The organism is Comamonas sp. w2-DMI, assembly GCF_040187735.1.
GTDB classification, from domain to species: domain Bacteria; phylum Pseudomonadota; class Gammaproteobacteria; order Burkholderiales; family Burkholderiaceae_C; genus Comamonas; species Comamonas terrae.
On record NZ_JBANEL010000043.1, the window covers coordinates 1 to 24,699 of the forward strand.

At 64.5% G+C, this 24,699-nt stretch carries 29 protein-coding genes; 7 read left to right on the plus strand and 22 right to left on the minus strand.

What is annotated here, in order from left to right; translation table 11 throughout:
• From V8Z74_RS24580 to V8Z74_RS24640, 13 genes are all read right to left on the minus strand, one after another.
• Positions 1-123 (minus strand): DUF4141 domain-containing protein (locus tag V8Z74_RS24580; protein ID WP_349711943.1); only part of this gene is annotated, 123 nt, incomplete at its 3' end.
• Positions 120-2,573, minus strand: a complete 2,454-nt coding sequence (gene trbE / locus V8Z74_RS24585) for a conjugal transfer protein TrbE (RefSeq protein WP_349711897.1) — start codon at positions 2,571-2,573, stop codon at positions 120-122. The genes trbE and V8Z74_RS24580, both read right to left, overlap by 4 nt.
• A gap of 11 nt (positions 2,574-2,584) precedes the next feature.
• Complete coding sequence (locus tag V8Z74_RS24590) at positions 2,585-2,857, minus strand: VirB3 family type IV secretion system protein (protein WP_023121625.1); 273 nt, start codon at positions 2,855-2,857, stop codon at positions 2,585-2,587.
• On the minus strand, positions 2,854-3,237 hold the full coding sequence (locus V8Z74_RS24595) for a TrbC/VirB2 family type IV secretion system protein (protein ID WP_349711899.1): 384 nt from the start codon (positions 3,235-3,237) through the stop codon (positions 2,854-2,856). Before V8Z74_RS24595 ends, V8Z74_RS24590 begins: the two co-directional genes overlap by 4 nt.
• Entirely contained in the window at positions 3,234-4,304 is a 1,071-nt protein-coding gene (gene trbB, locus V8Z74_RS24600) for a P-type conjugative transfer ATPase TrbB (protein WP_349711901.1), read from the minus strand. Before trbB ends, V8Z74_RS24595 begins: the two co-directional genes overlap by 4 nt.
• A complete protein-coding gene (locus V8Z74_RS24605; RefSeq protein ID WP_349711903.1) occupies positions 4,301-4,765 on the minus strand; it encodes a CopG family transcriptional regulator in 465 nt (154 codons plus the stop codon). The genes trbB and V8Z74_RS24605 overlap by 4 nt, the downstream gene beginning before the upstream one ends.
• The gene (locus tag V8Z74_RS24610; protein WP_349711905.1) at positions 4,762-6,774 is read right to left on the minus strand and encodes a conjugal transfer protein TraG; all 2,013 of its coding nucleotides are present in this window, start codon (positions 6,772-6,774) and stop codon (positions 4,762-4,764) included. The genes V8Z74_RS24605 and V8Z74_RS24610 overlap by 4 nt, the downstream gene beginning before the upstream one ends.
• 235 nt (positions 6,775-7,009) lie before the next feature.
• Complete coding sequence (locus tag V8Z74_RS24615) at positions 7,010-7,288, minus strand: EexN family lipoprotein (RefSeq protein ID WP_349711907.1); 279 nt, start codon at positions 7,286-7,288, stop codon at positions 7,010-7,012.
• The gene (locus tag V8Z74_RS24620; RefSeq protein WP_349711909.1) at positions 7,285-8,229 is read right to left on the minus strand and encodes a LysR family transcriptional regulator; all 945 of its coding nucleotides are present in this window, start codon (positions 8,227-8,229) and stop codon (positions 7,285-7,287) included. The genes V8Z74_RS24615 and V8Z74_RS24620 overlap by 4 nt, the downstream gene beginning before the upstream one ends.
• Positions 8,230-8,293: 64 nt before the next feature.
• Complete coding sequence (locus tag V8Z74_RS24625; RefSeq protein WP_349711911.1) at positions 8,294-8,884, minus strand: YbaK/EbsC family protein; 591 nt, start codon at positions 8,882-8,884, stop codon at positions 8,294-8,296.
• Complete coding sequence (locus V8Z74_RS24630) at positions 8,881-10,083, minus strand: MFS transporter (protein ID WP_349711913.1); 1,203 nt, start codon at positions 10,081-10,083, stop codon at positions 8,881-8,883. The genes V8Z74_RS24625 and V8Z74_RS24630 overlap by 4 nt, the downstream gene beginning before the upstream one ends.
• Positions 10,084-10,091: 8 nt before the next feature.
• Entirely contained in the window at positions 10,092-11,231 is a 1,140-nt protein-coding gene (locus V8Z74_RS24635; RefSeq protein ID WP_349711915.1) for a cysteine desulfurase family protein, read from the minus strand.
• Between the two features lies 1 nt (position 11,232).
• Positions 11,233-11,583 carry a DsrE/DsrF/TusD sulfur relay family protein gene (locus V8Z74_RS24640; RefSeq protein ID WP_349711917.1) on the minus strand — a complete coding sequence of 117 codons (351 nt, stop codon included), beginning with the start codon at positions 11,581-11,583 and terminating at the stop codon, positions 11,233-11,235.
• Between the two features lie 72 nt (positions 11,584-11,655).
• On the opposite strand from V8Z74_RS24640, the gene V8Z74_RS24645 reads away from it, so the two are divergent.
• The 4 genes from V8Z74_RS24645 (at position 11,656) to V8Z74_RS24660 (ending at position 14,854) form a co-directional block, all read left to right on the plus strand.
• Positions 11,656-12,321, plus strand: coding sequence for an ArsR/SmtB family transcription factor (locus V8Z74_RS24645; protein ID WP_100451077.1), 666 nt, complete (start codon positions 11,656-11,658; stop codon positions 12,319-12,321).
• 61 nt (positions 12,322-12,382) lie between these two features.
• Positions 12,383-13,558 carry a trans-sulfuration enzyme family protein gene (locus V8Z74_RS24650; RefSeq protein WP_349711919.1) on the plus strand — a complete coding sequence of 392 codons (1,176 nt, stop codon included), beginning with the start codon at positions 12,383-12,385 and terminating at the stop codon, positions 13,556-13,558.
• A gap of 69 nt (positions 13,559-13,627) precedes the next feature.
• Positions 13,628-14,092 (plus strand): PaaI family thioesterase, encoded by a 465-nt coding sequence (locus V8Z74_RS24655; protein ID WP_349711921.1) that lies wholly within the window; start codon positions 13,628-13,630, stop codon positions 14,090-14,092.
• A 93-nt stretch (positions 14,093-14,185) separates the two neighbouring features.
• Positions 14,186-14,854: an ArsR/SmtB family transcription factor gene (locus V8Z74_RS24660; RefSeq protein ID WP_100451041.1), complete on the plus strand. Its 669-nt coding sequence runs from the start codon at positions 14,186-14,188 to the stop codon at positions 14,852-14,854.
• Here the strand turns inward: V8Z74_RS24660 and V8Z74_RS24665 are convergent.
• The 3 genes from V8Z74_RS24665 to V8Z74_RS24675 form a co-directional block, all read right to left on the minus strand.
• Positions 14,782-15,630: a class I SAM-dependent methyltransferase gene (locus V8Z74_RS24665; protein ID WP_349711923.1), complete on the minus strand. Its 849-nt coding sequence runs from the start codon at positions 15,628-15,630 to the stop codon at positions 14,782-14,784. The genes V8Z74_RS24660 and V8Z74_RS24665 overlap by 73 nt on opposite strands.
• 95 nt (positions 15,631-15,725) lie before the next feature.
• Positions 15,726-16,979: an MFS transporter gene (locus tag V8Z74_RS24670; RefSeq protein WP_349711925.1), complete on the minus strand. Its 1,254-nt coding sequence runs from the start codon at positions 16,977-16,979 to the stop codon at positions 15,726-15,728.
• Positions 16,976-17,713 carry an MBL fold metallo-hydrolase gene (locus tag V8Z74_RS24675; protein WP_349711927.1) on the minus strand — a complete coding sequence of 246 codons (738 nt, stop codon included), beginning with the start codon at positions 17,711-17,713 and terminating at the stop codon, positions 16,976-16,978. Before V8Z74_RS24675 ends, V8Z74_RS24670 begins: the two co-directional genes overlap by 4 nt.
• A 114-nt stretch (positions 17,714-17,827) precedes the next feature.
• Here V8Z74_RS24675 and V8Z74_RS24680 point away from each other — a divergent pair, with 114 nt between their 5' ends.
• On the plus strand, positions 17,828-18,142 hold the full coding sequence (locus V8Z74_RS24680) for a rhodanese-like domain-containing protein (RefSeq protein WP_349711929.1): 315 nt from the start codon (positions 17,828-17,830) through the stop codon (positions 18,140-18,142).
• Between the two features lie 75 nt (positions 18,143-18,217).
• Positions 18,218-18,598, plus strand: a complete 381-nt coding sequence (locus tag V8Z74_RS24685) for an OsmC family protein (protein WP_349711931.1) — start codon at positions 18,218-18,220, stop codon at positions 18,596-18,598.
• A gap of 55 nt (positions 18,599-18,653) precedes the next feature.
• On the opposite strand, the gene V8Z74_RS24690 is transcribed toward V8Z74_RS24685, so the two are convergent.
• On the minus strand, positions 18,654-19,832 hold the full coding sequence (locus V8Z74_RS24690; RefSeq protein WP_349711933.1) for an NAD(P)/FAD-dependent oxidoreductase: 1,179 nt from the start codon (positions 19,830-19,832) through the stop codon (positions 18,654-18,656).
• A gap of 408 nt (positions 19,833-20,240) precedes the next feature.
• Here V8Z74_RS24690 and V8Z74_RS24695 point away from each other — a divergent pair, with 408 nt between their 5' ends.
• Positions 20,241-20,465: a YgaP family membrane protein gene (locus tag V8Z74_RS24695; RefSeq protein ID WP_349711935.1), complete on the plus strand. Its 225-nt coding sequence runs from the start codon at positions 20,241-20,243 to the stop codon at positions 20,463-20,465.
• A 95-nt stretch (positions 20,466-20,560) separates the two neighbouring features.
• Here V8Z74_RS24695 and V8Z74_RS24700 read toward each other — a convergent pair whose 3' ends face one another.
• From V8Z74_RS24700 to V8Z74_RS24720, 5 genes are all read right to left on the minus strand, one after another.
• Positions 20,561-22,546, minus strand: coding sequence for a relaxase/mobilization nuclease domain-containing protein (locus tag V8Z74_RS24700; RefSeq protein WP_349711937.1), 1,986 nt, complete (start codon positions 22,544-22,546; stop codon positions 20,561-20,563).
• 448 nt (positions 22,547-22,994) lie between these two features.
• On the minus strand, positions 22,995-23,582 hold the full coding sequence (locus V8Z74_RS24705) for a S26 family signal peptidase (RefSeq protein WP_349711939.1): 588 nt from the start codon (positions 23,580-23,582) through the stop codon (positions 22,995-22,997).
• Positions 23,579-24,124, minus strand: a complete 546-nt coding sequence (locus tag V8Z74_RS24710) for a DUF2840 domain-containing protein (protein ID WP_349711941.1) — start codon at positions 24,122-24,124, stop codon at positions 23,579-23,581. Before V8Z74_RS24710 ends, V8Z74_RS24705 begins: the two co-directional genes overlap by 4 nt.
• The gene (locus V8Z74_RS24715) at positions 24,121-24,393 is read right to left on the minus strand and encodes a hypothetical protein (RefSeq protein WP_024069217.1); all 273 of its coding nucleotides are present in this window, start codon (positions 24,391-24,393) and stop codon (positions 24,121-24,123) included. The genes V8Z74_RS24710 and V8Z74_RS24715 overlap by 4 nt, the downstream gene beginning before the upstream one ends.
• Positions 24,390-24,699, minus strand: a 310-nt coding sequence (locus tag V8Z74_RS24720) for a ParA family partition ATPase (RefSeq protein WP_502879607.1), incomplete at its 5' end; no start/stop codon positions are given. The genes V8Z74_RS24720 and V8Z74_RS24715, both read right to left, overlap by 4 nt.

The following is a 24,699-nucleotide window of genomic DNA, read 5'->3' on the forward strand; positions in this document are numbered from 1 at the left end:
TGTGCGGATCGCGGTCAGCGTGTTCTGCACGAGGTTCGTGGGGTCGATCACGACCCATTGCGCATGGGCGGTGGCGGTGCAAAGCATGGCCGCGATGGCAGCGGCGACAAGGCGCTTCTTCATGGCAGGTTCTCCAGGGGTTGGTCAGCGAGGGAACCCGGCGCGAGGCCGGGGAACGAGGGCAGCAGGTCAGCCGCCCAATCGAGGCCGCGATGGCGCAGCCAGGCACCCGCGAAGCCGGGCGTGCCGGCGTCCAGCAGCACGCGGTCTATGTCGCGCTGGTCTTGCGGCGTGGAAGCGCCCGCAAACGCCAGCGCTGCCGGCCCCAGGTCGAGGTCGAACAGGCGGTTGCCGAGGCGGGATTGGTAGTAGTAGTCGCGCTTGGGCTGCGCGGTGGCGACAATCTCGATCTGGCGGCTGTTGAGCCCGAAACCCTCGTAGATCGTGAGAATCTGCGGCTCGGTCGCCTGCGGGTTGGGCAGGAAGATGCGGCTCGCGCAGCTTTCGATGATCGCGGGCGCGATACTCGAATCCTTGATGTCCGCGAGCGACTGCGTGGCGAAGATCACCGACACATTTTTCTTGCGCAGCGTCTTGAGCCACTGGCGGATGCGCGCCGCAAACACCGGGTCATCAAGGAACAGCCACGCTTCATCGAGGATCAGCAGCGTGGGCGCACCGTCAAAGCGTTCATCGAAACGCGCAAAGAGGTAATGCAGCACGGCCATGACGGCGGCCTTGCTGTGCATCAGCTCCTCCATCTCGAAGCACTGCACCTCGGCCATGCCCAGCCGGTCGTGGTCGGCGTCCAGCAGCTTGCCGTGCGCGCCGCCGAGCACATACGGCGCGAGTGCCTGGCGCAGCGCGTTGGACTGCAACAACACGGACAGGCCGGTCATCGTGCGCTGCTCCACCGGCGCACCGGCGAGGCTGCCGAGTGCCGACCAGATGGCGGCCTTCTCGTCGGGGTTGACCGCCACGCCTTCGTGCAGCAAGCGGCCTTCGATCCATTCGGCCGCCCAGGTGCGGTAGCCCTCGCGGTCGATGCGTGCAAGCGGCTGGAAGGCGATTTCTCCGTCCGTGCCCAGGTCGTAGTGCTCGCCGCCCAGCCCGAGGATGGTGGCGCGCATCGAACGCCCCATGTCGAACGCGAAGATGCGTGAGCCGCGATAGCGGCGGAACTGCATCGCCAGCGTGGCGAGCAAGACCGACTTGCCCATGCCAGTCGGGCCGGCGACCAGCGTGTGACCCACGTCGCCGATGTGCGTCACCAGCCGGAACGGCGTCGCGCCATCGGTGCGGGTGACGATCAGCGGCGGGCCGCCCAAGTGGTCGTTCTTCTCCGGCCCGGCCCATACCGCCGACACCGGCATCATGTGCGCCAGGTTCAACGTCGAGACGATGGGCTGACGCACGTTAGCGTAGGCGTTGCCGGGGAGCGAGGACAGCCACGCATCCACGGCATTGAGCGTTTCGGGGATGGTCACAAACCCGCGCCCCTGGATGACGCGCTCCACCATGCGCAGCTTCTCGTCGGCTGTGCCGGCGTCCTCGTCCATGACGGTGACGGTCGCCGTCAGGTAGCCGAAGGCGACTTGATCGCTGCCCAGCTCCTGCAAGGCGGCATCGGCGTCGGCGGCCTTGTTGTTCGCGTCGGTATCGACCAGCGGGCTTTCCTGCTGGAAGATCGTTTCGCGCAGCAGCGCGATGACGTTCTTGCGCTTGGCGAACCACTGGCGGCGCAGGCGCCCCAATTCCCGTTCCGCCTCGGATTTGTCGAGGCACAGAAAGCGCGTACTCCAGCGATACCCAAATCCCAAGCGGTTGAGGTCGTCCAGAATCCCCGGCCAGGTCGAGGTCGGAAAGCCCCGCACCGACACCACGCGCAGGTGCCGGTCGCCCAGCATGGGCGCGAGGCCACCGACCAGCGGCGAATCGGTCAGCAGCGCGTCGATGTGGAACGACACTTCGGGCACGCCCACGCGGTAGCGCCGCGTCGAAATGGCCGAGTGCAGGTACGTCAGCGTCTGGCTGTCGCCCAGCCAGGCGATTTCCGGCATCACGCCATCGAGCAGGTCAAAGACCCGATCCGTTTCCGCGACGAAGGCTTGCAGGCGTTCGCGCCAGTCCACGCCATTCGTCGGCGTGTTCTCGTAGAGCATCTTGGCGGCACGGGCGCGCGATTCCTCGGGCGGCAGATACACCAGCGTCAGGTGATAGCCGCTCTCGAAGTGATGGCCGGTATCCTCGAAGGCCGAGCGGCGTTCTTCGTCCACCAGCCAAGACAGCGGCTCGGGAAACTCGGAGTGCGGGTAATCGGCGGCGGCGCGGCGCTCGGCCTCGATGAACAGCGCCCAGCCCGAACCCAGCCGGCGCAGCGCGTTGTTCAACCGGGCCGACGTGGCGATCAGCTCGCCTTGCGTGGCGCTGTCGAGGTCAGGCCCGCGAAACCGGGCCGTGCGCCGGAAACTTCCGTCCTTGTTCAAGACGACACCCGGCGCGACCAGCCCGGCCCAGGGCAGCCAGTCGGAGAGCAAGGCCGGGCGCTGGCGGTATTCGGCGAGGTTCAGCATGGCGGCGTCCCTCACACGTCCAGCAGCGGGCGGTGTTTGATGTGCCGGGCGAACACGGCCATGAACTGCGGATCGACGCGCGCACCCCATACCGCCAGCGAATGGCCGACGATCCAGAGCACGACGCCAGGAATCCACAGTTGCAGGCCCAGCCCAACGGCGGCGGCCAGCGTGCCGTTGGCGATCGCCACGGTGCGCGGCGCGCCGCCCAGCAAGATCGGCTCGGTGAGCGAGCGATGCAGCGGCACCTCGAACCCGGCCGCGAAGCTATCCGGGGCGCTCATACGACAGCCCCGCCCGAGAACGAAAAGAACGACAGGAAGAACGAGGACGCGGCGAAGGCGATGCTCAAGCCGAACACGATCTGGATCAGCTTTCGGAAGCCGCCCGACGTGTCGCCGAAAGCCAGCGCGAGGCCCGTGGCGATGATGATGATGACGGCCACAATGCGCGCCACCGGCCCCTGGATGGATTCGAGGATGGATTGCAGCGGGCCTTCCCAGGGCATCGAGGAACCGGCTGCCTGCGCGGTTCCGGCCAGGAACAGCAGCAGCGCGGCCAGCATCAGCCCTTGCGCCGCAGGGCGGGCCAGACTATGCAGCCGTGCGAGGCGCAAAGCCGGGTTTGCAGAAAAACGGAAAGCAGGAACGATCATCTGCGTCATGGCAGTTCTCCAAGTTGGTCAGGGGACGGGGAAGTCGCCGCAGCGGGTGCGGCCTCGGGAAATAGCGGCAGCTCTGGAAACGGCGTCTCCAGTGCGTCCGCCAGTTGGTAGCCCACGCCATCGAAGCCGACGACGCGGGCGATGCTCTCGATGCGGCGCTTGCGTCCGCGTCCGGCAATGTGGATCACCACATTGACCGCCTCGGCGATCAGCGCACGCGGCGGGTTCACCGCCACTTCGAGAATCAGTTGCTCCATGCGCAGCAGCGCGCCCAGCGCGGAACCCGCGTGGATCGTGGCGATGCCGCCGGGGTGGCCGGTGCCCCACACCTTGATGAGATCCAGCGCCTCGGCGCCGCGCACCTCGCCGACCACCACGCGATCTGGCCGCAGGCGCATGGACGAACGCACCAGCTCGGTCATGGACACCACGCCGGAGCGCGTGCGCAACGGCACGTGGTCGCGGGCCGCGCATTGCAGCTCGATCGTGTCTTCGAGCACCAGCACGCGGTCGCCTGTGGCGGCTATCTCGGCCAGCAGCGCGTTGGCGAGGGTCGTCTTGCCGCTGCTGGTGGCTCCGGCGATCAAGATGTTCTGGCGCTCGCGCACGGCGCGAACGAGAAAGCCCGCCTGGGCGGCGGTCATCATTCCGTCCACGACGTACCGCTCCAGCGGAATCACGCCGATGGCGCGCTTGCGCAGCGCGAAGGCCGGCCCCGGTGCGGCGGGCGGCAAGATGCCCTCGAAGCGTTCGCCTGTCTCGGGCAGTTCGGCGGATAGCAGCGGCTGGCCGCGATGGACTTCTGCGCCGACGTGGGCCGCGACCAGGCGAATGATTCGCTCGCCATCGGCTTCGGGCATCTCCACGCCCATAGGTGCGCGGCCCGACGACAGCCGATCCACCCAAAGGGTGCGATCAGGGTTGAGCATGATTTCCACCACATCGGGGTCTTCGAGTGCGGTGGCGATCAGCGGCCCCATTGCCGTGCGCAGCATCTGGACGCGTCGGTCGAGCGAGGCCGCAGCGGATGAGCGTGGTTCGGGCGGGAGTTGCGGAACGGCGCTCATGACGCACGCTCCCGCGCCTGCGCGGCTGCCGCAGCGTCCTCCATCCGCATCGGGTCGGGGTGCAGTTCCTCCACCATGTCGCGCACCAGGCTGCGCCCGCGCATCAGGTGGCGGCTGAGCTGTTCGGTGAACTGCTCGAAGCGTGCTTTCCCCTGAGCGCGGGCCGCGTCTTGGTGCGCCTCGGGAACCGGCGTGCTGACGGTCAGGTAGTAGCGGATGAATAGCGCCAGCGTTTCGATGGCGATGTTCTGGTCGCGCTCCATGCGCTCGGCTTGGCGCGACAAGCGATCAAGGCGCTTGGCGATGGCTGCCTCGCGTTGGTCGGCCGCGTCCGGCGACAGCCAGGACGCCAAGGCGGCAGCGACGATGCTGGATTTGGACACGCCTTTCTTGGCGGCCAGTTCATCGAGCCGCTGGGCGTGCTCGGGCTGGATAAAGAGGTTCAGGCGATAGTGGCTCATAGCTCGATTCCGTCGTTGGGGTTCAGCGATGCCAGCCGGGCCGTGCGCTGCATGGCCGGATCAAGATGGCGAGGAAGGGGAAGCGGCAGGTCGTCGTCATCGAGCAGGCCGAGGTCGGCCGCGGGCGCGGCCAGCTCGGGGTCGTAGGCGACGGTTTCGCAAAGCTCGGGCTGACGTCGCGGGCCGCCGTCGTCGGCCGAAGCGCCGAAGCCGTCGGCGGCATCGGCCGCAGGCGTGGCGGGCACGGCAGGGATTGCCAGCCCGCTCCAGTCGTCGGGGCGCAATGGTGGCGCGTCGGCGTACTGGCCGCCTGCTAGCGCAGGCGGCGGCAACACGCGCTGCTTGAAATTGGCGTCGGCGTAGTAGCGCAGCTTCGTGGCCTTGATCGGGGCCACGCTGGACACCATCACCACGGCCTCGTCGGGCGGAAGCTGCATGACTTCGCCCGGCGTCAGCAGCGGGCGGGCCGTCTCCTGGCGCGACACCATGAGGTGCCCCAGCCACGGCGCAAGCCGATGGCCCGCGTAGTTGCGCTGCGCGCGCAGCTCGGTCGCCGTGCCCAGCGTCTCGGAAATGCGCTTGGCCGTGCGTTCGTCGTTCGTGGCGAACGTCACGCGCACATGACAGTTGTCCAGAATCGAATGGTTCTGGCCGTAGGCTTTGTCGATCTGGTTGAGCGACTGCGCGATGAGGAAGCTGCGGATGCCGTAGCCCGCCATGAAGGCCAGCGCCGTCTCGAAGAAGTCGAGCCGGCCCAGGGCCGGAAACTCATCGAGCATCAGCAGCAGCTTGTGGCGGCGCTCGATTCCGTCGGAGCCGTCGAGCGATTCGGTGAGGCGTCGCCCGATCTGGTTGAGGATCAACCGGATCAAGGGCTTCGTCCGGCTTATGTCCGAAGGCGGCACCACCAGATACAGCGACACCGGATGCTCGGCCGCGATCAGGTCGGCGATGCGCCAGTCGCAGCGCGAGGTGACTTCGGCCACCGTGGGGTCACGGTACAGGCCGAGGAACGACATGGCGGTGCTCAACACGCCGGAGCGTTCGTTGTCGCTCTTGTTGAGCACTTCGCGCGCCGCCGATGCCACCACGGGATGCGGGCCACCACCGTCTTCGTTCACGAGATGCGGCGTGGTCATCATCCTGTGCAAGGTCAGCTCGAACGGGCTGGCCGGGTCGCTGAGGAAGTTGGCGACGCCGCGCAGCGTCTTGTCCTCGCCCGCGTAGAGCACATGCAGGATCGCGCCGACCAGCAGGGCGTGGCTGGTCTTTTCCCAATGGTTGCGCTTCTCCAGCGCACCTTCGGGATCGACCAGAATGTCTGCGATGTTCTGCACATCGCGCACTTCATGCGCGCCGCGCCGCACTTCCAGCAGCGGGTTGTACGCCGCTGATTTCGCATCCGTGGGGTTGAACAACAGGCAATGCGAGAAGCGCGAGCGCCAGCCGGCGGTGATCTGCCAGTTCTCGCCCTTGATGTCGTGGATGACGGCGGACGCGGGCCAGGACAGCAGCGTCGGCACCACCAGGCCGACGCCCTTGCCCGAGCGCGTGGGCGCAAAGGTCAGGACGTGTTCCGGCCCTTCATGGCGCAGGTACTGGCGATCATGCTGGCCGAGGAACACGCCGGCCGGCTGCGTGAGACCCGCCTTGCGAATGTCCTCTGCGTTGGCCCAGCGGGCCGAGCCGTAGGTCGTGACCAGGCGCGATTGGCGCGATCGCCAGATCGACATGCCGATGGCGACGACCACCGCCAATAGCCCACTGCCCCCGGCGATGGTGCCCCCGGTATCGAACACGCGCGGCGCGTAGGCATCGAAGAAGAACCACCACTCAAACAGCTTCCACGGGTGGTAGATCGGCGTGCCAAGAAAATCGAACCAGGGCGAGCCAAGGCGTAGCTGATAGCCAAAGGCTGCTGCCGTCCATTGTGTGGCGCCCCACACTCCGGCGATCACGATGCCGAATACCACGGCGATCTGACCGAACAGCACGTTCGTCCCTTGCATGACTTCGCCTCCGATTTCTCCTGCGCTGATTCCTCTTGGAAGAGGCGGCACAAGGGCGTGCCGTAGGAGTCAGGTTCGGTGCGGAGTCAGTGCCGGTCAAAGACCGTTTCAAACAGAAATGTTGAGCAAAAAGACAGAATGAGTGCGACAGCGAGCCAAAGAAAAACGCCGCAAGCGCGGGCGCATTGCGGCGTGTCTAGCAAAAAATGAAGGCGATGCGGCGACCTGCCAACAATCAGAACTTGGGCGGCTCCTTCGGGGGTGTGTAAGGGGTTTCGCCATCGCCATAGAACCGCTTGCGCGTGGCTTCGGTCACCCGGTTGCACAACACGTCGCCCAGCTTGGAGCGGTCGGTCTTGCATTGCTGGCGCAGCTCTTTGAGCCGTTCGGGGTTTGCCACGAGTTCTTCTACCGTCGGAATGGCTGCCTCCGAATCGGTGGTCTTTTGAGGTGCCTCGGATTGGCCGCAGGCTGATAAGACTGCCGCGAGCAAGAATGGGATGATCTTTTTCATGGCGCAGGTTCCTCCAGCGGGGCGGGATGGCGGCCCGGAACTGCTCTGGGAGTTTCCGGTGATTCGATGGCCTGTACGCGCTCGATGAACCGCCCCAGGGTTTCCGACGGGTCGCCTTCGAGGCGCAGCAGATAGGTCGTCAGCGGTGGAACACGCGATGCCAGCGGACGTGCCACGACGCCCTCTTCACGGCTGACGGCGATGTGTGTCGCACCTGTTAGCCCGAGTGCAAAACCGGCTGATACCAGCGCCATCATCAGATCGCACGTAGCGACCCGTTCTGCGATCAGTGGTTCCATATCTGCGCGGCGCAGTACACGGTCAACGTGTTTGGCATGGCCTTCGCAGACTTGTGGGTCACACAGAACCAGGGGATAGCGCAGCAGCTCATCCAAGGGAATACGCTTGTGAGCCAGCAGCGGATGCCGCGCTGGAACTGCCACCATCAGCGCATCGCTCCAAACAGGAGTGGCAGAAATTCCATCGCCAACTTCATCGGACTGCGCAAATCCCACGTCGTACAAGTCGTCATGCAGGCCCTTGATCTGCTGCGACAGTGGCACCTCGAAGAAGCGGATCTCAACCTCGGGCTCCTCCTGCCGGCAAAGCGCCAGCAACGCCGGAAGGCGTGACGGAGTGATGCCATCTGATAGGGCCACGCGCAACTGCCCATGAAAGCCGTTTGCAGCTGCCTTCACGCTGTCCCGTGCTTGTTGAAGAACGGTGAATACACGGCGCACGTGCTCCAGGAATAGCTTGCCCGCGCGGGTCAGCCGCGTGCTTCGAGTGGTGCGAGCAAATAGCACTACGCCCAGCTCTTCTTCCAGTTCCTTGATGGCCCGCGACAGCGGAGATTGCTCGATGTGCAGCTTTTCAGCCGCACGTGCGAAGTGCAGTTCTTCGGCCACCGCTAGGAAGCAGCGCAAGTGACGTAATTCCATCCCTATACGTTCCCATTGTTGATAAACCGACAACCAAGAGAACTGCCTCGCATCCGATAAATTCTTATTCGGACGTCTTGCCTTCTCCTGCATCGAAATCGACGATCAAAAGCTCACGCCCACACGATCTGACGAAACTCACCAGCCCTGCTGGGGAAATGCCCATACTTTCCGTATTCACCAGCGGGTGGAAGTTGAGTTGCGCAGAGGTCATCAGCGATGCGTCGATAACCGCGGTGATCAGCGCGTCCCTGTCATTGATGAGGCCCATTGGCGTCAGGGCGCCGGGAACGACGCCCAGCAGTTCCTGCATGCGCTCGGCGGGGACGAAGCTCAGATGCCCCTTGCCGCCGATCAGCGACGAAAGCGATTTGAGGTCGATCACTCTGTCCTCGTGGATGGACAGCAAAAAGAGCTTGCCCTTCTTATCCTTGAGCAACAAGTTCTTGGTGAATGTTCCTGCCATGTCGCCGCGCAGCGCCTTGCCTTCCTCGACCGTGGAATGCGCCGGATAGGGCACTACCTCGGGCCGGATTCCCAGGCTTGCGAGCCGATCGAGCAACCGTTCGCGCGGGCTTACCGACGGCGCATCATCTGCCAACGCACTCATTGGTGCTGCTTTCCTCATTTCATTTCGTTCAAGAAATTCCGTCATCCAGCCTTCTCCTGCTGTAGTCGCGCCTGCTGCTTGAGTCCGAGCCAGCCGAGAGACAGTGCCGCCAGCACCAGCCACGGCAGCATGGCCAGATTCATGCGCTGCCAGCCCAGGGCCTCCAGCAAGCCTCCCGCGCTGAACGAGCACGCCAGACCGATGGCGAAGATCGTCATGTCATTGATGGCCTGCGCCCGCGCCTTCTCGGCCGGCGCGTAGGTACTGGTCAGCAGCGTGGTGCCGCCGATGTACATGAAGTTCCAGCCAACACCCAATAGAACCAGCGCGGCGGCGAACGAGTTGAAGCCGGTGCCGGTCAGGGTCATCAGGATATGGCCGACAAACAGCACCACGCCCGTGAACATGATGCGCAGGACGCCAAAGCGGGCGATCAGAGAACCTGTGACGAAGGACGGCAGGAACATACCCAGCACATGGAGCTGGATGACGGTCGCGGCCGTGCCGAGCGCGTGGTGGTGATGCACCATCGCAATCGGCGTGGCGGTCATCGCCAGAATCATGATGCCGTAGCCGGTGGCCGCGCCGAACAGAGCGACGAGATAGGCCGGCTGTAGAACGATCTCTTGCCAAGGGCGCCCCTTGCCGACGGCCTCGGTCGAACCCGTTGCCTGCGCGGGGATGTGGAAGCCGAGCAAGACACCGGCGGCAATCAATGAAACCACCGCCATGATGAGGAACGACCCCAGGTACTCCGGCTGTAGCAGCGGCCCGCCCAGGCGGGCCAGCATGGGGCCGGCCAGTGCGGCGACGACGCCGCCGGCCATGACGAACGAAATGGCCCGAGGCCGGAAAGCATCATCGGCGACCTCACTGGCGGCGAAGCGATAGAACTGCGCGAAAGCCTGGTAGTTGCCGATCAGGAACGTGCCGAGCGCGAGCAGGGCCAACGATCCGTTCGATATACCCCAGGCGGCAGTGAGGCCGCCGGCGATTCCCAGCAGCGTGCCGCACAGGAACCCGACCCGGCGGCCGACGCGGGCCATCCACATCGAGGCCGGGAACATCATCGCGGCCGTTCCCAGGAACATCGTGGCAATGGGCAAGGTGGCCCAGCGCGGCGAATCCGCGATTGCCGCGCCCGCCAAGCCGCCCACGGTCATGACGCCGACCGAAACGATCTGGAACAGGGCCTGAGCACTGGCAAGTATGAGCACCTGACGGTGCATGGTGTTCTTCAACATGCTGGCCTTCAATTCTTGTTGTGTGACGGAAATTGCGCTGTCGAGCGCAATTGCTCCAGCACGTTGTCAATTTCTTCCTGCGTGGTGCCGCGCCCCAGGCTGAAGCGCACTGCACCCATGCCGACGTGATCGCTGACGGCCATCGCGGCGAGTACCGGCGACAGCTCTACACGGCCGGCATGACACGCCGAGCCGGTGGACGCCGCCACGCCATCCAGCCGGCCCAGCACTTCGGCGCCGACCTGTCCGACGAAGGAGACGTTAAGTGTGTTCGGCAGTCGATGCTCGGCATGGCCGTTGATCACCACGCCATCGCCGTACAGAGATTGCAAACCTTGCCAGAACCGATCACGCAGTTCGCGGATGCGCTTCATCGGCCCGAGGTCGGCCGCGAGCGCGCAGGCTTCGCCAAGCCCGACCGCCATCAGCGCGCTTTCTGTCCCGGCACGCCGCCCTTTTTCGTGACCCGCTCCGTGAATCAACGGCTCCAACGCCGTGCTCTGACGTGCATAGAGCGCGCCGATGCCCTTGGGCGCATACAGCTTGTGACCGGCGATGCTCAACAGATCGACGCCCAGGTCATTGACCCGGGTGGCGATCTTCCCTACGGATTGGGCGGCGTCGGTGTGAAAGCGGATGCCATGCTCGCGCGCAATGGCACCAATGGCCTCGACGGGCTGCACCGTGCCCGTCTCGTTGTTGGCGTGCATGATGCTCACCAAAATCGTGCGCGGTGTGATGGCGCGGTGCACCGCATCAGGATCGACGCGGCCGGTGCCGTCCACCGGCAGGTAGGTCACGCTCGCGCCCAGCCGCTCAAGGAAAGCCAGCGGCTTCAACACCGCCGGATGCTCGGTCGCCTGCGTAATGATGTGTTCGCCCCGGTCGCGCAGTGCGAAGAAGGAACCTTGGATGGCGAGGTTGTTTGCCTCGCTGCCACCGCTGGTGAACACGATCTCGTCGGGTGACGCGCCAAGCAGCAACGCAACCTGCCCGCGTGCGCGCTCCAGCGCCGCTTTCGCGGGCAGGCTCGCCCAATGACCGCTAGACGGATTGCCGAAGGCGTCTTCCAGCAGCGGCCGCATGGCGGCCGAGACTGCCGGGTCGATGGGCGTGCTGGCGTTGTAATCGAGATAGACCCGCGCCATTTCAGAACACCAGTACCTTGTCGGCAGCCGCCGTCGCAGCCGTCAGTTCGTCCATTGTGCTGCGCCGGGTACCGGCTAGCAGTTCGTCCTCGGTGATGGCGCGTGCATCCAGGCAGGTGCCGCACAGCAGGACTTCCCCCTTGCCGTTGACGATACGGCGCAACATGCGCTCGACGTTGTAGTAGCCGTCCGGGGTCTTCTGGCCGGCCTTGGCGCCCGATACGGAATCACCCATCAGGAACACGGTGGTCTGGTGATTCTCGGCCTTGATCAGCCCGCCAGCCAGCCGCAGGGCGTTGTACATGCGTTCGGTGCCGTAGGGGGGATCGTTGATGATGATGAGGGTCTTCATATGCTTGCAGTGTCCACGCTAAGGTTATATCATTCAATCGTTTACGTGAATGATCTATCAATGGACAGGTGCATGTCAAGCTCAAACCCCAAGCGGGTGATCTACGAAAACCTGGCCGAGATCGCAAAGGCGATGGGCCACGAACACCGCCTCGAACTCCTCGAACGCATGGCCCAGGGGCCGCAAAGCGTGGAGCAATTGGCGACGAGTTGCGGGTTGACTGTGGCGAACACGTCCCGCCACCTCCAGTTGCTTCGACGCGCACGGCTTGTCAGCAACATGCGCCAGGGCAAGCAGGTTTTCTACGCGCTGGCCGATTGCGCGGAAGTCATTCCGCTGCTCAATGCAATGGGGCGCATGGCCGAACGCAACGTACTGGAAATGCAAGGTGTCATGAGCGACTACCTCTGCGATCGGGATGCGCTGGAAGCCGTCTCACGGGAGGAGCTGATGGCACGCCTGAAAGACGGCATGGTGACGCTGCTCGACGTTCGCTCGCCCGGCGAATTCGCCCTCGGCCACATTCCCGGTGCGCTGAACATGCCGGTGGACGAGCTGGAGCGCCGACTTGCGCAGCTTCCCAAGGATCAGGAAATTGTTGCCTATTGCCGAGGAACCTACTGCGTCCTGTCCAACGAGGCCGTGGCCGCACTACGCGCCAAGGGGTATCACATCCGGCGCTTGGAGGACGGCTTTCCCGAATGGAAGGCTGCCGGTCTGGCCGTCGCAACCGTCTGAGGTACGCCGCTTCCGCTCTAGTTCTCCAAGTCGAACCACCAGCAAAAAGGAGCTTCCATCCATGCAAGAACAGAAATCAGGTTTGTCCACCTTGTGCGTTCATGGCGGCGAGTCGATGGATGCGCAAGGCGGCATCCATACGCCGCTCTACAACCATTCCACGTTCGGCTTTCCGTCCACCAAGGCGCTGCTGGATGTGGTCGAAGGTCGCGCCGAGGGCAACCTCTACACGCGCTACGGCCTGAACCCGACCATCAAGGCGGCTGAAAAGAAATTGGCGTTGCTGGAAGGTAGCGAAGCCGCGCTGGTGTTCAGCTCGGGCATGGCCGCCGAGGCGGCCGTGTTTCTAACCTACTGCAAGAGTGGCGATCACATCGTCTGCATCGGCGACGTGTACGGCGGCACCTTCGAGCTGCTGCAAAGCCAGTTGCCCAGCCTCAACATCCAGACAACCTTCTTGCTCGGCAGCGAAATCGAGCGTCTGGCGGAGGTCATCACCGCCCGCACACGCATCGTCTTCTTCGAGACGCCGACCAATCCGAACATGGAAGTGATTGACATAGCCGCCGCCGTCAAGGTCGCCAAGGCGCGCGGGGCGCTGACCGTGGTGGACAACACGTTCGCCTCTCCGGTCAACCAGTCGCCGTTGCAGCTTGGCGCCGATCTGGTAGTCCACAGCACCACGAAGTACCTGGGCGGGCACAGCGACTTGACCGGCGGCGTCGTGATCGGCGCGCAGTCGCTGATCGCCCCGATCTGGCCGTGGCGCAAGAATCTCGGCCAGATGATGGCCCCCGAGGTCGCCTTCCTGCTGGCGCGCAGCCTGCGTACCCTCACGGTGCGCGTGCGCCAGCAGAACGCCAATGCGCAGGCCGTGGCCGAGTTCCTGAGCACGCACCCAAAGATCAAGCAGGTGAACTATCCGGGTCTTACGAGCTTTGCCGGTCACGACGTGGCGCGCAAACAGATGCACGGCTTCGGCGGCATGATCAGTTTCGTCTTCGATGGCGATGCAACTGCGACGGCATCGGTGGTGGATCGTCTCAAGCTGTTCACCATTGCTGCCAGCCTGGGTGGCGTGGAAAGCCTGGTCACGCAGCCCATCACCACGACCCATCACGGCATGACGCCGGAAGAACGACAGCGGCGCGGCATCGCCGATGGCATGGTTCGGCTGTCCTGCGGATTGGAAGATGCTGACGATCTGATCGCGGATCTGAAACAGGCGCTCGGTTAGACCGGCGCGTGTCATCACGGGCCGCCGGGCTGTCTGCCCGGCGGGTTACAAGCGTCTTGCCGTCGAACCATGAAAGCCATTCAAGACAACTACCCTGCGAAGTTCGCACACTGCTATGGATGCGGGCCGGCCAACCCGCATGGTCACAAGCTCAAGAGCTATTTGGTGGGGGATGAGGTGGTCGCACGCTTTACCCCGGCCGCGATGTACAGCGGCGGTTATCCGGGGAACGTCTATGGCGGCATGATCGCTTCGCTGCTGGACTGCCACGGCACGGCATCGGCCGCCGCCTTCGCCTACCGCTCGCTGGGCCGGAACATGGGTGACGGGCTTACATCCATCCGCTTCGTTACCGCCTCCTTGAAGATCGACTTCAAGCGACCAACACCGATCGGCACCGAACTGGTGATGGTCGGCACGCTGCGTTCGCTAGAAGGCAGAAAGGCCGCGATCACGCTGACACTCAGCGCGGACGGCAACACCTGTGCCTTGGGCGAGATGCTTGCCGTCCAGATTCCCGACGATCACGGTTGATTGCCCATCGGGGTGTGCTCTTGCCCGACTTCTGTTACTGTGCTAGAAGACTCAGTTGACTCTGGGATCAACTCAACCTATCGAGGGGCATAAGTGGCACAGGTGGGGCCGAAGCAGGCCGTCTATTCCAATCTTGCAGAGATCGCTCAAGGGATCGGCCATCCGCATCGGCTTGAACTTCTTGAGTATCTTGCGCAGGGACAACTCAGCGTCGAAGAACTGACCGATCTGAGCGGGCTGACCTTTGCCAATACGTCGCGTCATCTACAGATTCTCCGACGTGCGCGGCTGGTGGATACCGAGCGGCAGGGCAAATATGTCCTGTATAGCCTTGCAGGTCACACGGAGATCACCACGCTGCTCAAGGCGCTTGGCTGCGTTGGTGAACGCAACCGTGCCGAAGTGCAGCAGATCATGCGGGACTATTTCTCTGCCCGCGATGCGCTCGCTCCCGTGTCGAGAGAGGATTTGATCGCCCAGCTACAAGAAGGCTCGGTGACATTAATCGACGTTCGACCGGAGCACGAATTCGCTATTGGGCATTTGCCCGGCGCGCTCAACATTCCGCTGGCGGATTTGAAGAAACGCCTGTCCAAGTTTCCCAAGAAGCAGGAAATCGTTGCCTACTGCCGAGGGCCGTATTGTGTGCTGTCTTTCGAGGCGGTCGCGCTGCTCCGGGCGAAGGGCTTTCAGGTGCGGCGCTTGGAAGACGGGTTCCCCGAATGGAAAGCGGCGGGCCTGGAGGTCGAAACCGCGGCCTGATTTGGCTGCGCGGCTTGGCGCCTTCCGCTGCTTCGCAAACTGGGCGATATGGTGCCCTGCTTGTCGGCGGACAGCACGATGAAGGCCGCGCCGCATGTCGTGCGGGTACCCAACCACGGGTCGATTTCAGCAAAGACCGAGGCGGCCACATCGAAAGGTGGATAAAAGGTCGCGCCGCGTGTCTGCCCTACGGTCAATCCTCCGGCGTGCATCAAGCTCCGAAGGTCTGTAGCGGTGCGAAAGTGCGCGACGGCCCACATCGGGTTCCCCAGCCATGCCTGGATGCGCCGGCGAGCGGCCCAGGCGTTCCAGCGCCCGAGTTCCCCGATGACGAGTTGCCCATCTGGCCGAAGCACACGCGCCATTTCGCTGACGGCCCTTTGCGCCTCCGACACGAAGCAGAGAACGGCGGTGGCAGTCACGCAGTCGAAAGAAGCATCAGGAAATGGCAGTTCCTCGACCTGTCCCAGTACGAGGCGCAGTGACGCTGCTTCCTTTGCCGCGCGTGCTTGAGCAGCCGCAAGCATCTGAGGGTCGGCATCGAGGCCCGTGACCTGGGCGCCGCGCGTAGCCAGTGCCGTCGCCAGAGCGCCGTCCCCGCACCCCGCATCGAGCACATCCAGACCCTCCACGCCGCCGATGACCTCCAGCAGCAGCCGTTGCTGGAGGTCATCGGTGATGCGGCCCAGCGGCCTTGACCGCCAGCGGGCGTAAGCATCGGTCAAGAGGCCAGATTCCCCGTAATGCTCTGGTTCGCTGGAATCCCGTGCGGTCATACGGCAATCCGCGTGTGTCTGTTGCGAAAGTCCACAGGTGCGCTCGGCGGCTTCCCCGTGATATGCGGACTGGCGGCTGCGTGTTTTTGCCCGGTTTACTTGGGCGTGCCTTCTCGGTTTTCGCGCATGGCAATGGCGACTATTACGCCTGACAAGAAGGTGACGACACCGATCGTCAAGATTGCCGCACCGAAGCCAAAACGGTCTGCGATGAGGCCGGCCGACAGCGCGCCGATGGCATAGCCCAGGTCACGCCAGAACCGATAGACGCTCAACGAACGGGCACGCCAGCTCGGATGCGAAGCATCGGACACGGCGGCAATCAGGCTTGGATACACCATCGCCGTGCCGAGGCCGAGCAGAACGCTGGCGAGCAGCCACCACTCGAAGCGGCCGGTGAGTCCCGTCAAGAACAGGCCGGCGGCCTGAACCCACATGCCTGCGACGATCAGGCCCTTGCGCCCCCAGCGGTCGCTCAGCGGCCCAGTAGCGATCTGGCCGACACCCCACACCACGGGATAGATCGCTTTCAGAATGCCGATACGCTCAACGCCCAGGCCCAACGTAGTGAAGAACAGCGGGAAGATTCCCCAGCTCATGCCGTCGTTGAGGTTGTTGATCAGTCCGGCCTGCGACGCTGAGAACAGATTGCGGTTCTTGAACGAGGTCAGCATGAACACCTCGCGGAACGTCAATGGCGAAGGCTCCTTCGCCACGCTGCCGGCTTCCAGTCGAACATGGTCACGGGTGTCGTGGACTACCAGAATGGACAGAATGGTGCCGACGATGGCGTAGAAGACGCCAAGATAGATCGGCACGGGTCGCAGGCCGTAGCGGCTGGCGAGATAGCCTGTGAGAAAAGCGGTCAAACCCACGGCGAAGTAGCCGGCGAACTCGTTGAGGCCGACTGCCAGCCCCCGGCCCTTGGGGCCGACGAGATCGACCTTCATGATGACGGTCATCGACCAGGCGAAGCCTTGGCTCAGGCCCAAAAGGACGTTCGCGGCAATCACCCATTCCCAGTTGGGAGCGGCGACAAGCATGAAGGGGACGGGCAGCCCAAGCAGCCAGCCGATCACCAGCACGCGCTTACGTCCCCAGGTATCGGCGAGTTGGCCGGATATGAGGTTGGCAAACGCCTTGACCACCCCGAAGCTGATGATGAACGACGTGATGAGCGTCGTGGACTCGATGTGAAACTCCTCGGAGCCGATCAGCGGCACGACGGTTCGCTCGATGCCGACCATGCCACCCACAAAGGCATTGATCAGCACGAGGAGTGCGAACTGGCGCCAGTTTTCCTTGAGGCCAAGCCGGATGGCGCCACTGGCGTGCGCAGCGGCCGTCATGCGATTTCCTGCCGACCAGCATTCATTTCGCGCAGCAATGCCGCTTCCGGCGGTGGGGGCGGCGTCTCAGCCGTCATGTGGGCGATGAACTCGGCCTCGTCTGAGATGCGCAGCGCCTTGTTGTGGCGCTTCTCGAAGCCGATAGTTGACCACGGCTTGCCACTCAGGGCGCGGCCGCACACTGAGCCGGCATAGGCGCCAGGCATAACTTCCACATGGTCGGGCAGTTCGGCCAGGCGGCGGGCGCTGCGGTAGAGGTTGCGGGCGCCATCTTCCGCGCTGGTGGCCAGCTCGGTGCGGCCCAGGTCGCCGACCATCAGCGTGTGTCCGGTCAGCACGAACCACGGCTCGTCCGTCCGCGTGCGATCCGTCACCAGCAGACAGATGTGTTCAGGCGTATGGCCGGGGGTGTGCAGCACTCGCACGGCGACATTGCCCAAGGGCAGCTCGTCGCCATCCTGTACGCCCTTGAAGGGGTGCGCCACGTCGGCGCCGGCGAATAGTACATACTCGGCTCCCGTGCTGCGGGCGAGCATGGGGCCGATCGACACGTGATCGGCATGGACATGGGTGTCGATCACGTAGGCGATGCCCATTCCGCCTGCCTCGGCGGCCTGCAAGTAGGTTCCCATATCCCCTACGGGATCGACCACGGCTGCAATGCCACGGCCACCGCAGCCGATCAGATAGGAGATGCCGACCGGCTCCTGATGCAGAAACTGTCGAAGGATCATGGCTTGCGTGCTCCGTAGGGTCATGTCAACATTCAATCAATCCGCTGAATGTTGTTGCAATATCCTGACGCTGTCAAGCACAAGTGCAGGAACCCGTCACCTGGAAGTACCACCATGAATGAACAGCCGGACGATGGTTTCATCGAACCCCAGCAACTCCGCGAACTGATTGCACAGGGCAAGAAGGTTTTCATCGTTGACGTGCGTTCAGCCGAGGAATTTGCAGGCGGCCATGTCGAGGGAGCGATCAACATTCCGGCCGGTCAGCTTGACGACCACGCGCACAACATCCCCAAGGATGCGCAGGTGGTCACGGTCTGCAATCTTGGCGGCCCACGTTCCTGCAACGCTGCCGCGCAGCTCAAGGACATGGGCTATGTCAACGCCGCTCCTTTGCGGGGTGGCGTAGTCTGCTGGGATGCCGACTGACGGGCGGTTGCCGATGCTCGTTCGGTTCGCTCATGCGTCTGCGGAGATAGAGCGCAATTTCGACTGGAGGCACGAGTGATTCAAGTGAATAGCCTTCCTGGGGCTTACCAGGGAACCGTTCGCAGCAGCACCCATGAAGTGACCTCGGACGCGCCTGTAGCGAAAGGCGGGGGCGGCATGGGTTTGGGCGCGCACGAATTGCTGGAGGCATCTTTGGCCGCCTGCATCAACATGGCCGTTCGCATGCACGCCGATCAGAACGGCATCCCCTTGGACGGCGTGACAACGAGGGTTGGTTTGACCTCGCCCGATGCCCACACGTCCAGATTTGAGTATTCGATCGCAGTCACCGGCAACCTTACATCGGAGCAGCGTGCCGAGTTGGAAGCCGTGGCGGAACGCTGCCCTGTTCGCCAGACCCTCTCGAAAAAGCTGGTGTTCGAGCAGGCTCCTTGAGCGCAGCCACCGAAGCAAAGGAGGTGCATAAGCACCTCCTTTGCATAGAAGGCCATTAGGCCGAGCCACTCAGCATTCGCAGGTAGGCCGGCTTGAATGCCTCGATTTCCTTTGCCCAGTTCTTGCCAAGATCCTCGGGAGTCGCAGGCCCGCCCGACGATGCCGGCAAGGCGAAGACGCTGGCGGAGCTACGGCCCGCAATCTCGGCGATGATCTGATCTGCGACAACAACGGATTGCAGTCCCGCAGCAAATGCGGTCTTGGGCACCGGCGCACCCACGACATCGCCCAATCCGAAGACATTTGGGTATCGGGCATGGCGCAAGGTATCTTGGCTGACCTCCAGCCAGCCGCCTGCCGCCCATTTACCGCTCTGCCACGACAAGGCGCTTTTGCGAATCGCGTCCGGCGCCCGCATCGGAGGCACGACGTGAAGGAAATCGTAGGGGACTTCTTCGGATCCATCTTTCGTGCTGAAAACGGCTATGCGTCGGCCAGGATCGACCGACTTAAGCATGCGATTGTTGTTGACAGCAATGTCGCGCCCCTTGAAAAGCTCGTTGATCTGGCCAGCCAAGGCGGGGACCCCGATCACGCTGTCCGGAGCCGAGTTGTAGGTAATTTGCGCCTTGCTGCGGACTCCCGCGCGACGCAGGTGGTCTTCCACGAGGAACGTGTACTTCATCGGCGCTGTCGGACATTTGATGTCGCTAGCCGGGCGAACGAACACAGCATGCCCACCCTTCTCCGAGAAGGCAGACACCAGTTTCCAAGTGTCCTGCGCGGCGGCCGGACCACGGTAAACGCTGCCGATTCCCACCTTCCCGATCAACGCATCGTCCACGCCTTCAATCGAGGCGTAGTCTTGACTCAAGCCTGTGGCAACCACAAGGAAGTCATAAGGTACCCGATCACCCTTGTTCGTCACCACCGCCTTCCCATCCGCATCGAACTCAGTGACGCTGGCGGGCACCAGCCTGACGTTCTCAGGAATGTAGGCGGCCGTCTGCGAAAGCACGTAGTCGATCGGCTTCAACCCAGCCCCGACCAACGGAAGGCCCGGCTGATAGTAGTGTTCCTCGCGTGCGTCGATCACGATGATTTCCGCACCCGCCAGGCCTGCGGCGAGATGAGAAGCAACGGCCAGCCCGCCAGCACCGCTTCCAACGATAACAATGCGGGCCTTCGTCGTGAGAGGAGAAGCAGCAAAAGCCATGCGAGATTGCAACGCCATACCCAGCATCCCTACGGTGGCCGCCTGGATTACTCGGCGCCGGGTGATCGACAAGGATAAGTCTGAGTCTCGGAGAGTCTTTTCGTCTTGCATAGAGTGTCCTTCGTTGGATGCGTTGATGAAGCGGCTGCCGCGCAAACGGCAACTGCGTTGGTGATTCCTATCGTCTGCAAGCTGGGCTCACGCCCTCAGGCACTTGCGTTCCAGCAGCTCCAATGACATCATTCAATCATTCTGCGGAATGATCGGTCGTAAGCAGGTCTGGTGTCAAGAGCACCGAGAGAACGCGCAAGCCGCGACTCGAAGGAAGTGTTGCGATAGATCAATCAACACGCAGAAATGCAGATGTTGGCCCCCTGCGCAAGACTGCTCACGACACGGATGCGCCTCCGAACAAACATCTGATGCTTGCATCAAGAATTCATCAACGACGAGGACTACACCATGCAACAGAACATCTCTGGCTTTGACCGCATCGCCCGACTAGTCATTGGGCTTGGCCTGATCGGCGCCACCCTGCTGGGCAGCATCGGGTCATGGGGCTGGATAGGGATCATTCCACTCGCCACCGGTGCCGTAGGCTTTTGCCCGCTCTACAGGCTATGCGGTTGCAAGCGGTGCGCGGTCAAATAGCGATTCATGCCTGCTGGCTGCCTCATCAGGAGACGCCAGACCAGCGAGAACGCCCGCTTGCCACGGCTTGCTCCCGCTACCGGCTGCACGTCTGACTAGGCAATGCCAGGCCCGCGAGAGCGCCCCACCTCCCACATCGCGCTCTCACCTCGCACGCTCACCGATAGGAGCTGACCAATGCGATGTTTAATTACGGGCTTCCATGGCACTAGGCTGAACCCCAATCCGTCATCGAGCATCGCGTAGCGCCCACTAGCAAGCATGACGCTACGCCGGTATATACCCGCCACGCGCTGCCCATCGGCCACCGGGCGATGCTCCAGGCCGGTTTCGCCGGCAATGTCCTTGGCGGCCTGTGCCAGTTCCCGGTTGCGCAACGTGCCCAGCAGGTTGCGCGCCAGGATCACACGCTGCCCGCGCCGCTCGGCCAGTCCCTGTTCGGCCAGGAAATCGGCGCGCTGCTGCATCGCCTGCTTGGCCTCGCCGCCAAAGCCCAAGTCGCCCAGTCCCGAGCCGCCGCCGATCAACTGCTGGTCGAGCCAGGTGGCACCGACCGCGCGGGCCTGCCGCTCGATGGGCAAGTGCGATTTCAGCTCCACGGCCACGCCGCCCAGGCGCTGCGCGTCGTAGCGGCGGCCCTGCTCGGGCAGGTCGCCCGGCACCTTCCATAGCCCCTTGGCCACGCGCTCCACGATGCCCGCCCGGCGCAGGGCTTCCAGCCTGCGGACGTGGGCGGCCACGACTTCCTGTGGGTCGCGTCCGGGGACGGCCTGGCCCTGTGCCACGGCCAAGTGATGGTCGGTGCGGTACAGGCCATCGCTCGCCAGCGCGGCGATGTTCCTGTCGGCTGCGCGCACGTCGTTCGTTCCCTTCACCTCTACCACGGCCCCGGTCGGATAGTTCGCCAGCTCGTCGCGTGCGTTGAGCGCGACGTAGTGGGCCTTGCCGTCCACGCCGTCGATGACCAGATAGCCTCTGTCGCGCAGCTCGTCGGCCAGCCCCTTCGCGGCCACGCGCCCGAGGATAGTCCTGCCATCGTCGTCGGGCTCGAACACCGTCAGCTCGCGCGGTTCGCCGCGCATGGCCCGCTGCATGGCGCGGATGATGTCTCCGCGCTCGCCCAGGGCGCGCAGGGTCTTTTCCGCATCGGCATGGACGGCCCAGGTGCCGGGCTGCGTCTCGTCGGCCAGTCCCAGGCGCTGCAAGCTTTGCAGACGGCCGATCAGCAGCAGGCGTTGGCGCTGCAAGCGGGGTTCGTTGAGCCGTTCGACATGCACCAAGCCATCGTCGCCGGCCTCGCGCTTCAAGGTGCGATCCAAGCTTGTCCACCGCTCTTGCTCCACTTCGCGCTGCGAGATCTGCCGGATCTCCAGTTCGGTGCGCGGCCCCAGCCATTCGGTCGCCAGTTCGGCGGCGCGATGGCGGAAACCGTCGGCGATGTAATCGCCCGCGATGATGAGATCTTTGCCGGTGTCGTCGCGCCCGCGCACGACGATGTGCGTATGCGGGTTGTCGGTGTTCCAGTGGCTGACGGCTATCCAGTCGAGGCCCGTGCCCAAGTCGGCCTCCATGCGGCCCATGAGGTGCTGCGTGTAGGTGCGCAGGTCTTCCAGCTCCGCGCCATCCTCGGGCGAGAGGATGAAGCGGAAATGGTGCCGGTCTTCGGCGCAGCGTTCCTTGAAGGCGTCAAGGTCGGCAGCATCAGTCTGCGGCCCGTAGGCTTGGCCCGGTTCGCCGTCGCGGCCCACACCGTCACGCTTGATGTAGCGCAGGTGCTTGGTGAGCGACTGCGGGCTGGCCCGCTGGTGATTCACCAGCAGCGTCTTGATGGTCACGCGCCGCGACATGGGCGTCAGCTTCGCCCCGGCGAAGCGCGCTGCCGTGTGGCCGCGCCCCAGGCGCGAGCCGGGGCGCTGGCCCGTGCCACGCGCCGACGCCGGACGGCGCACCGCAGACTTGCCGTTGCTGGCTTTGCCCGACTGCTTGAGCACCTTGGAAACGAAGCTCTGCCCTTGGCCCTTGCCCCGGTTCTTCGGGGCGCTGGGACGCACGCGGAAATCGTCGTCGCTCTGGTCGGTCATGGCTGCGCTCCCTGCAAGCTCTGGCGTGTCCTGTCGTGCGAAGCACGCGGACATGCCTGCATTGGCGCGGGCCTCGCGCCACACGCGGCACGGCGGCGAAGCCGCGCCGTGCCGCGCCACCCCCACGTGCAGACTGGCTTTCGACGCGGCCCGGTGCCGCGTCCTTTTGTCTTGCCTTCCGCCTTTGCCCTTCGCTGTCGCTCCGGGCGTCGGCGGCCCGGCGGCGCTGCTGCACCCGCAGCCAGCCCGCCGGCGAACGCGGCGACGGCCACAGGCCGGCAGCGTTCGAGGCAAGACGCCTGCACGTTGGACGGCTGCGCCGAAGGCAGCGCGAAGTGCGGTGCGAATGCACCCGCACTGCACGCGCGACGATACGGCGACGCCCAGCAGAACGACACGCCCGATGGCACGACAAGGGGCACGGCAACGTGCAGTGAGTCGGTGGTCATCATGGGCGAGCCTCCAGCCAGATCGGACGCGCGACGCCGATCACGGCGGACGTGCTGACCGGCCCGAAATACCGGCTGTCGAACGACGCCGGATTGGTCGAACTGAGCAGGAACAGTTCGCCAGGCCGAAGCTGCCGGCACTGCGGCCAGGACGGCAGCGGACGGCCCAGCCGGTCGGCAGGCCGAACGGCGGCCGCCGGCACGCCGTCGATCCACACCAGCGCGTCGAAAACGCAAACGTGCTGCGGCGCGATCGCGCCCACGCGCTTGAGCAGTGGCACGCGCGCCGGCAGATAGCCGCGCTGCGCGGCCAGCGCGGCGGCGTCTGGCGGCAGCGTCGTCAGGACGATGCTGTCCACGGACAACGGACGTGGCAGCGAGCCGGGCCGATGGCGCAGCGGATCGACGCGATACCAGCCGACGGCCACGCTGTCGGACGGGTTGTAGATCAGGCGCGGCAGTGGATGCACGAAGGACGCCCAGGCCAGCGCAGCGAGGCCGCAGGCGGCGAGGCCCGCGAGCACGATGCGAGCGCGCAGGCGCGAGCGAGGACGCGGCGCCGTGCCAGTAGTGGAAACGGTGGTCATGGCAGCGCTCTCCCGGTCAGCCAGGCGGCGTGCCGCTCGGCGGTGTATTCGGGCAGCGGCAGGCGCGCGGCGAGCCGGTTGGCGAGCGTGCGCCAGTACGCAGGCGAGGCGGCTACGGGCGCGATGCCCAGCGCCTCGATGGCGTCGATGCGTTCCAACACGGCGCGCACTTGCCCGTCGCCCTCCGCGTGCAGCAGCAGGCGCGCGCCCGGCTGTACGCCGGGAATGCGCTGCGCCGCGTCCAGCGGTGTGCAGGTTTGCATCACCATGAGCTGCCAGCGCACGGTGCCGTAATCGTTGGTCTGCCAGCGCACGCGGCAGAGCACAGCGCCCGGCAGGAACGCCGCGCTGCGCCGCCAGCGGTCGAGCTGGTGCGTGCGCGCGGGTTCGCCGAAGCGCAGGTAGAGCTTGAAACGGGCCTCGATGTAGGCCAGCGCCACGCGCGTCAGCGGCGCGGTGGCCGGCTGGCTGGAAGGCGCTACAGGCGCAGCCGTGGCCGCGACAGTGGCAGGCGCGGTGGCTGGTGCAGTGGATGCGGTCATGGTGTGTTCTCCCTGCGGTTCTCGGGAAACTCCCGCTCCAGCAGTCCGCGCAGCAGGTCGGCGACGGTCACGCCTTGCGTGAAAGCCGACACCTTGATGCGCGCCCGCAGCGCGGGCGTGATGTCGAGGGTAAGGCGAGCCGTGTAGAGGTCACCCTTGCCCAGCGCATCGGCGTCGCCTTGGCGAATCCACGCCTCGGCGTGCGGATTCGCAGGTGGGCGTGCGCCGATGCCGACGCGCTTTGCGCGAGGTGGTGGCTTCGCTGTCATGTCGTCCACCGCAGCAGCTCGTCCACCAGGGCGGTGATTTCGCGGGCGGCGGCGCTGTCCGGCGCCGTCTCGCGTGCAAGTCGGCCAGCGGCCACGCTGTCGGCGAACACGATGCGCTGATGCACTTCGGCGCGCAGCGCAGGAAGCGGCTGGTCGGCAAGTGCCTGACGCGCTTCGCGCCCGATCACGGTGGTGCTCACGCGCCGATTGATGACGAAGGCCGCGCGCAATGCGGGGCGAAACACCTGCGCCTCGCGGATCAGCGCCACCATCTCGGCGCTGGCCCACAGGTCGTAAGGGCTGGGC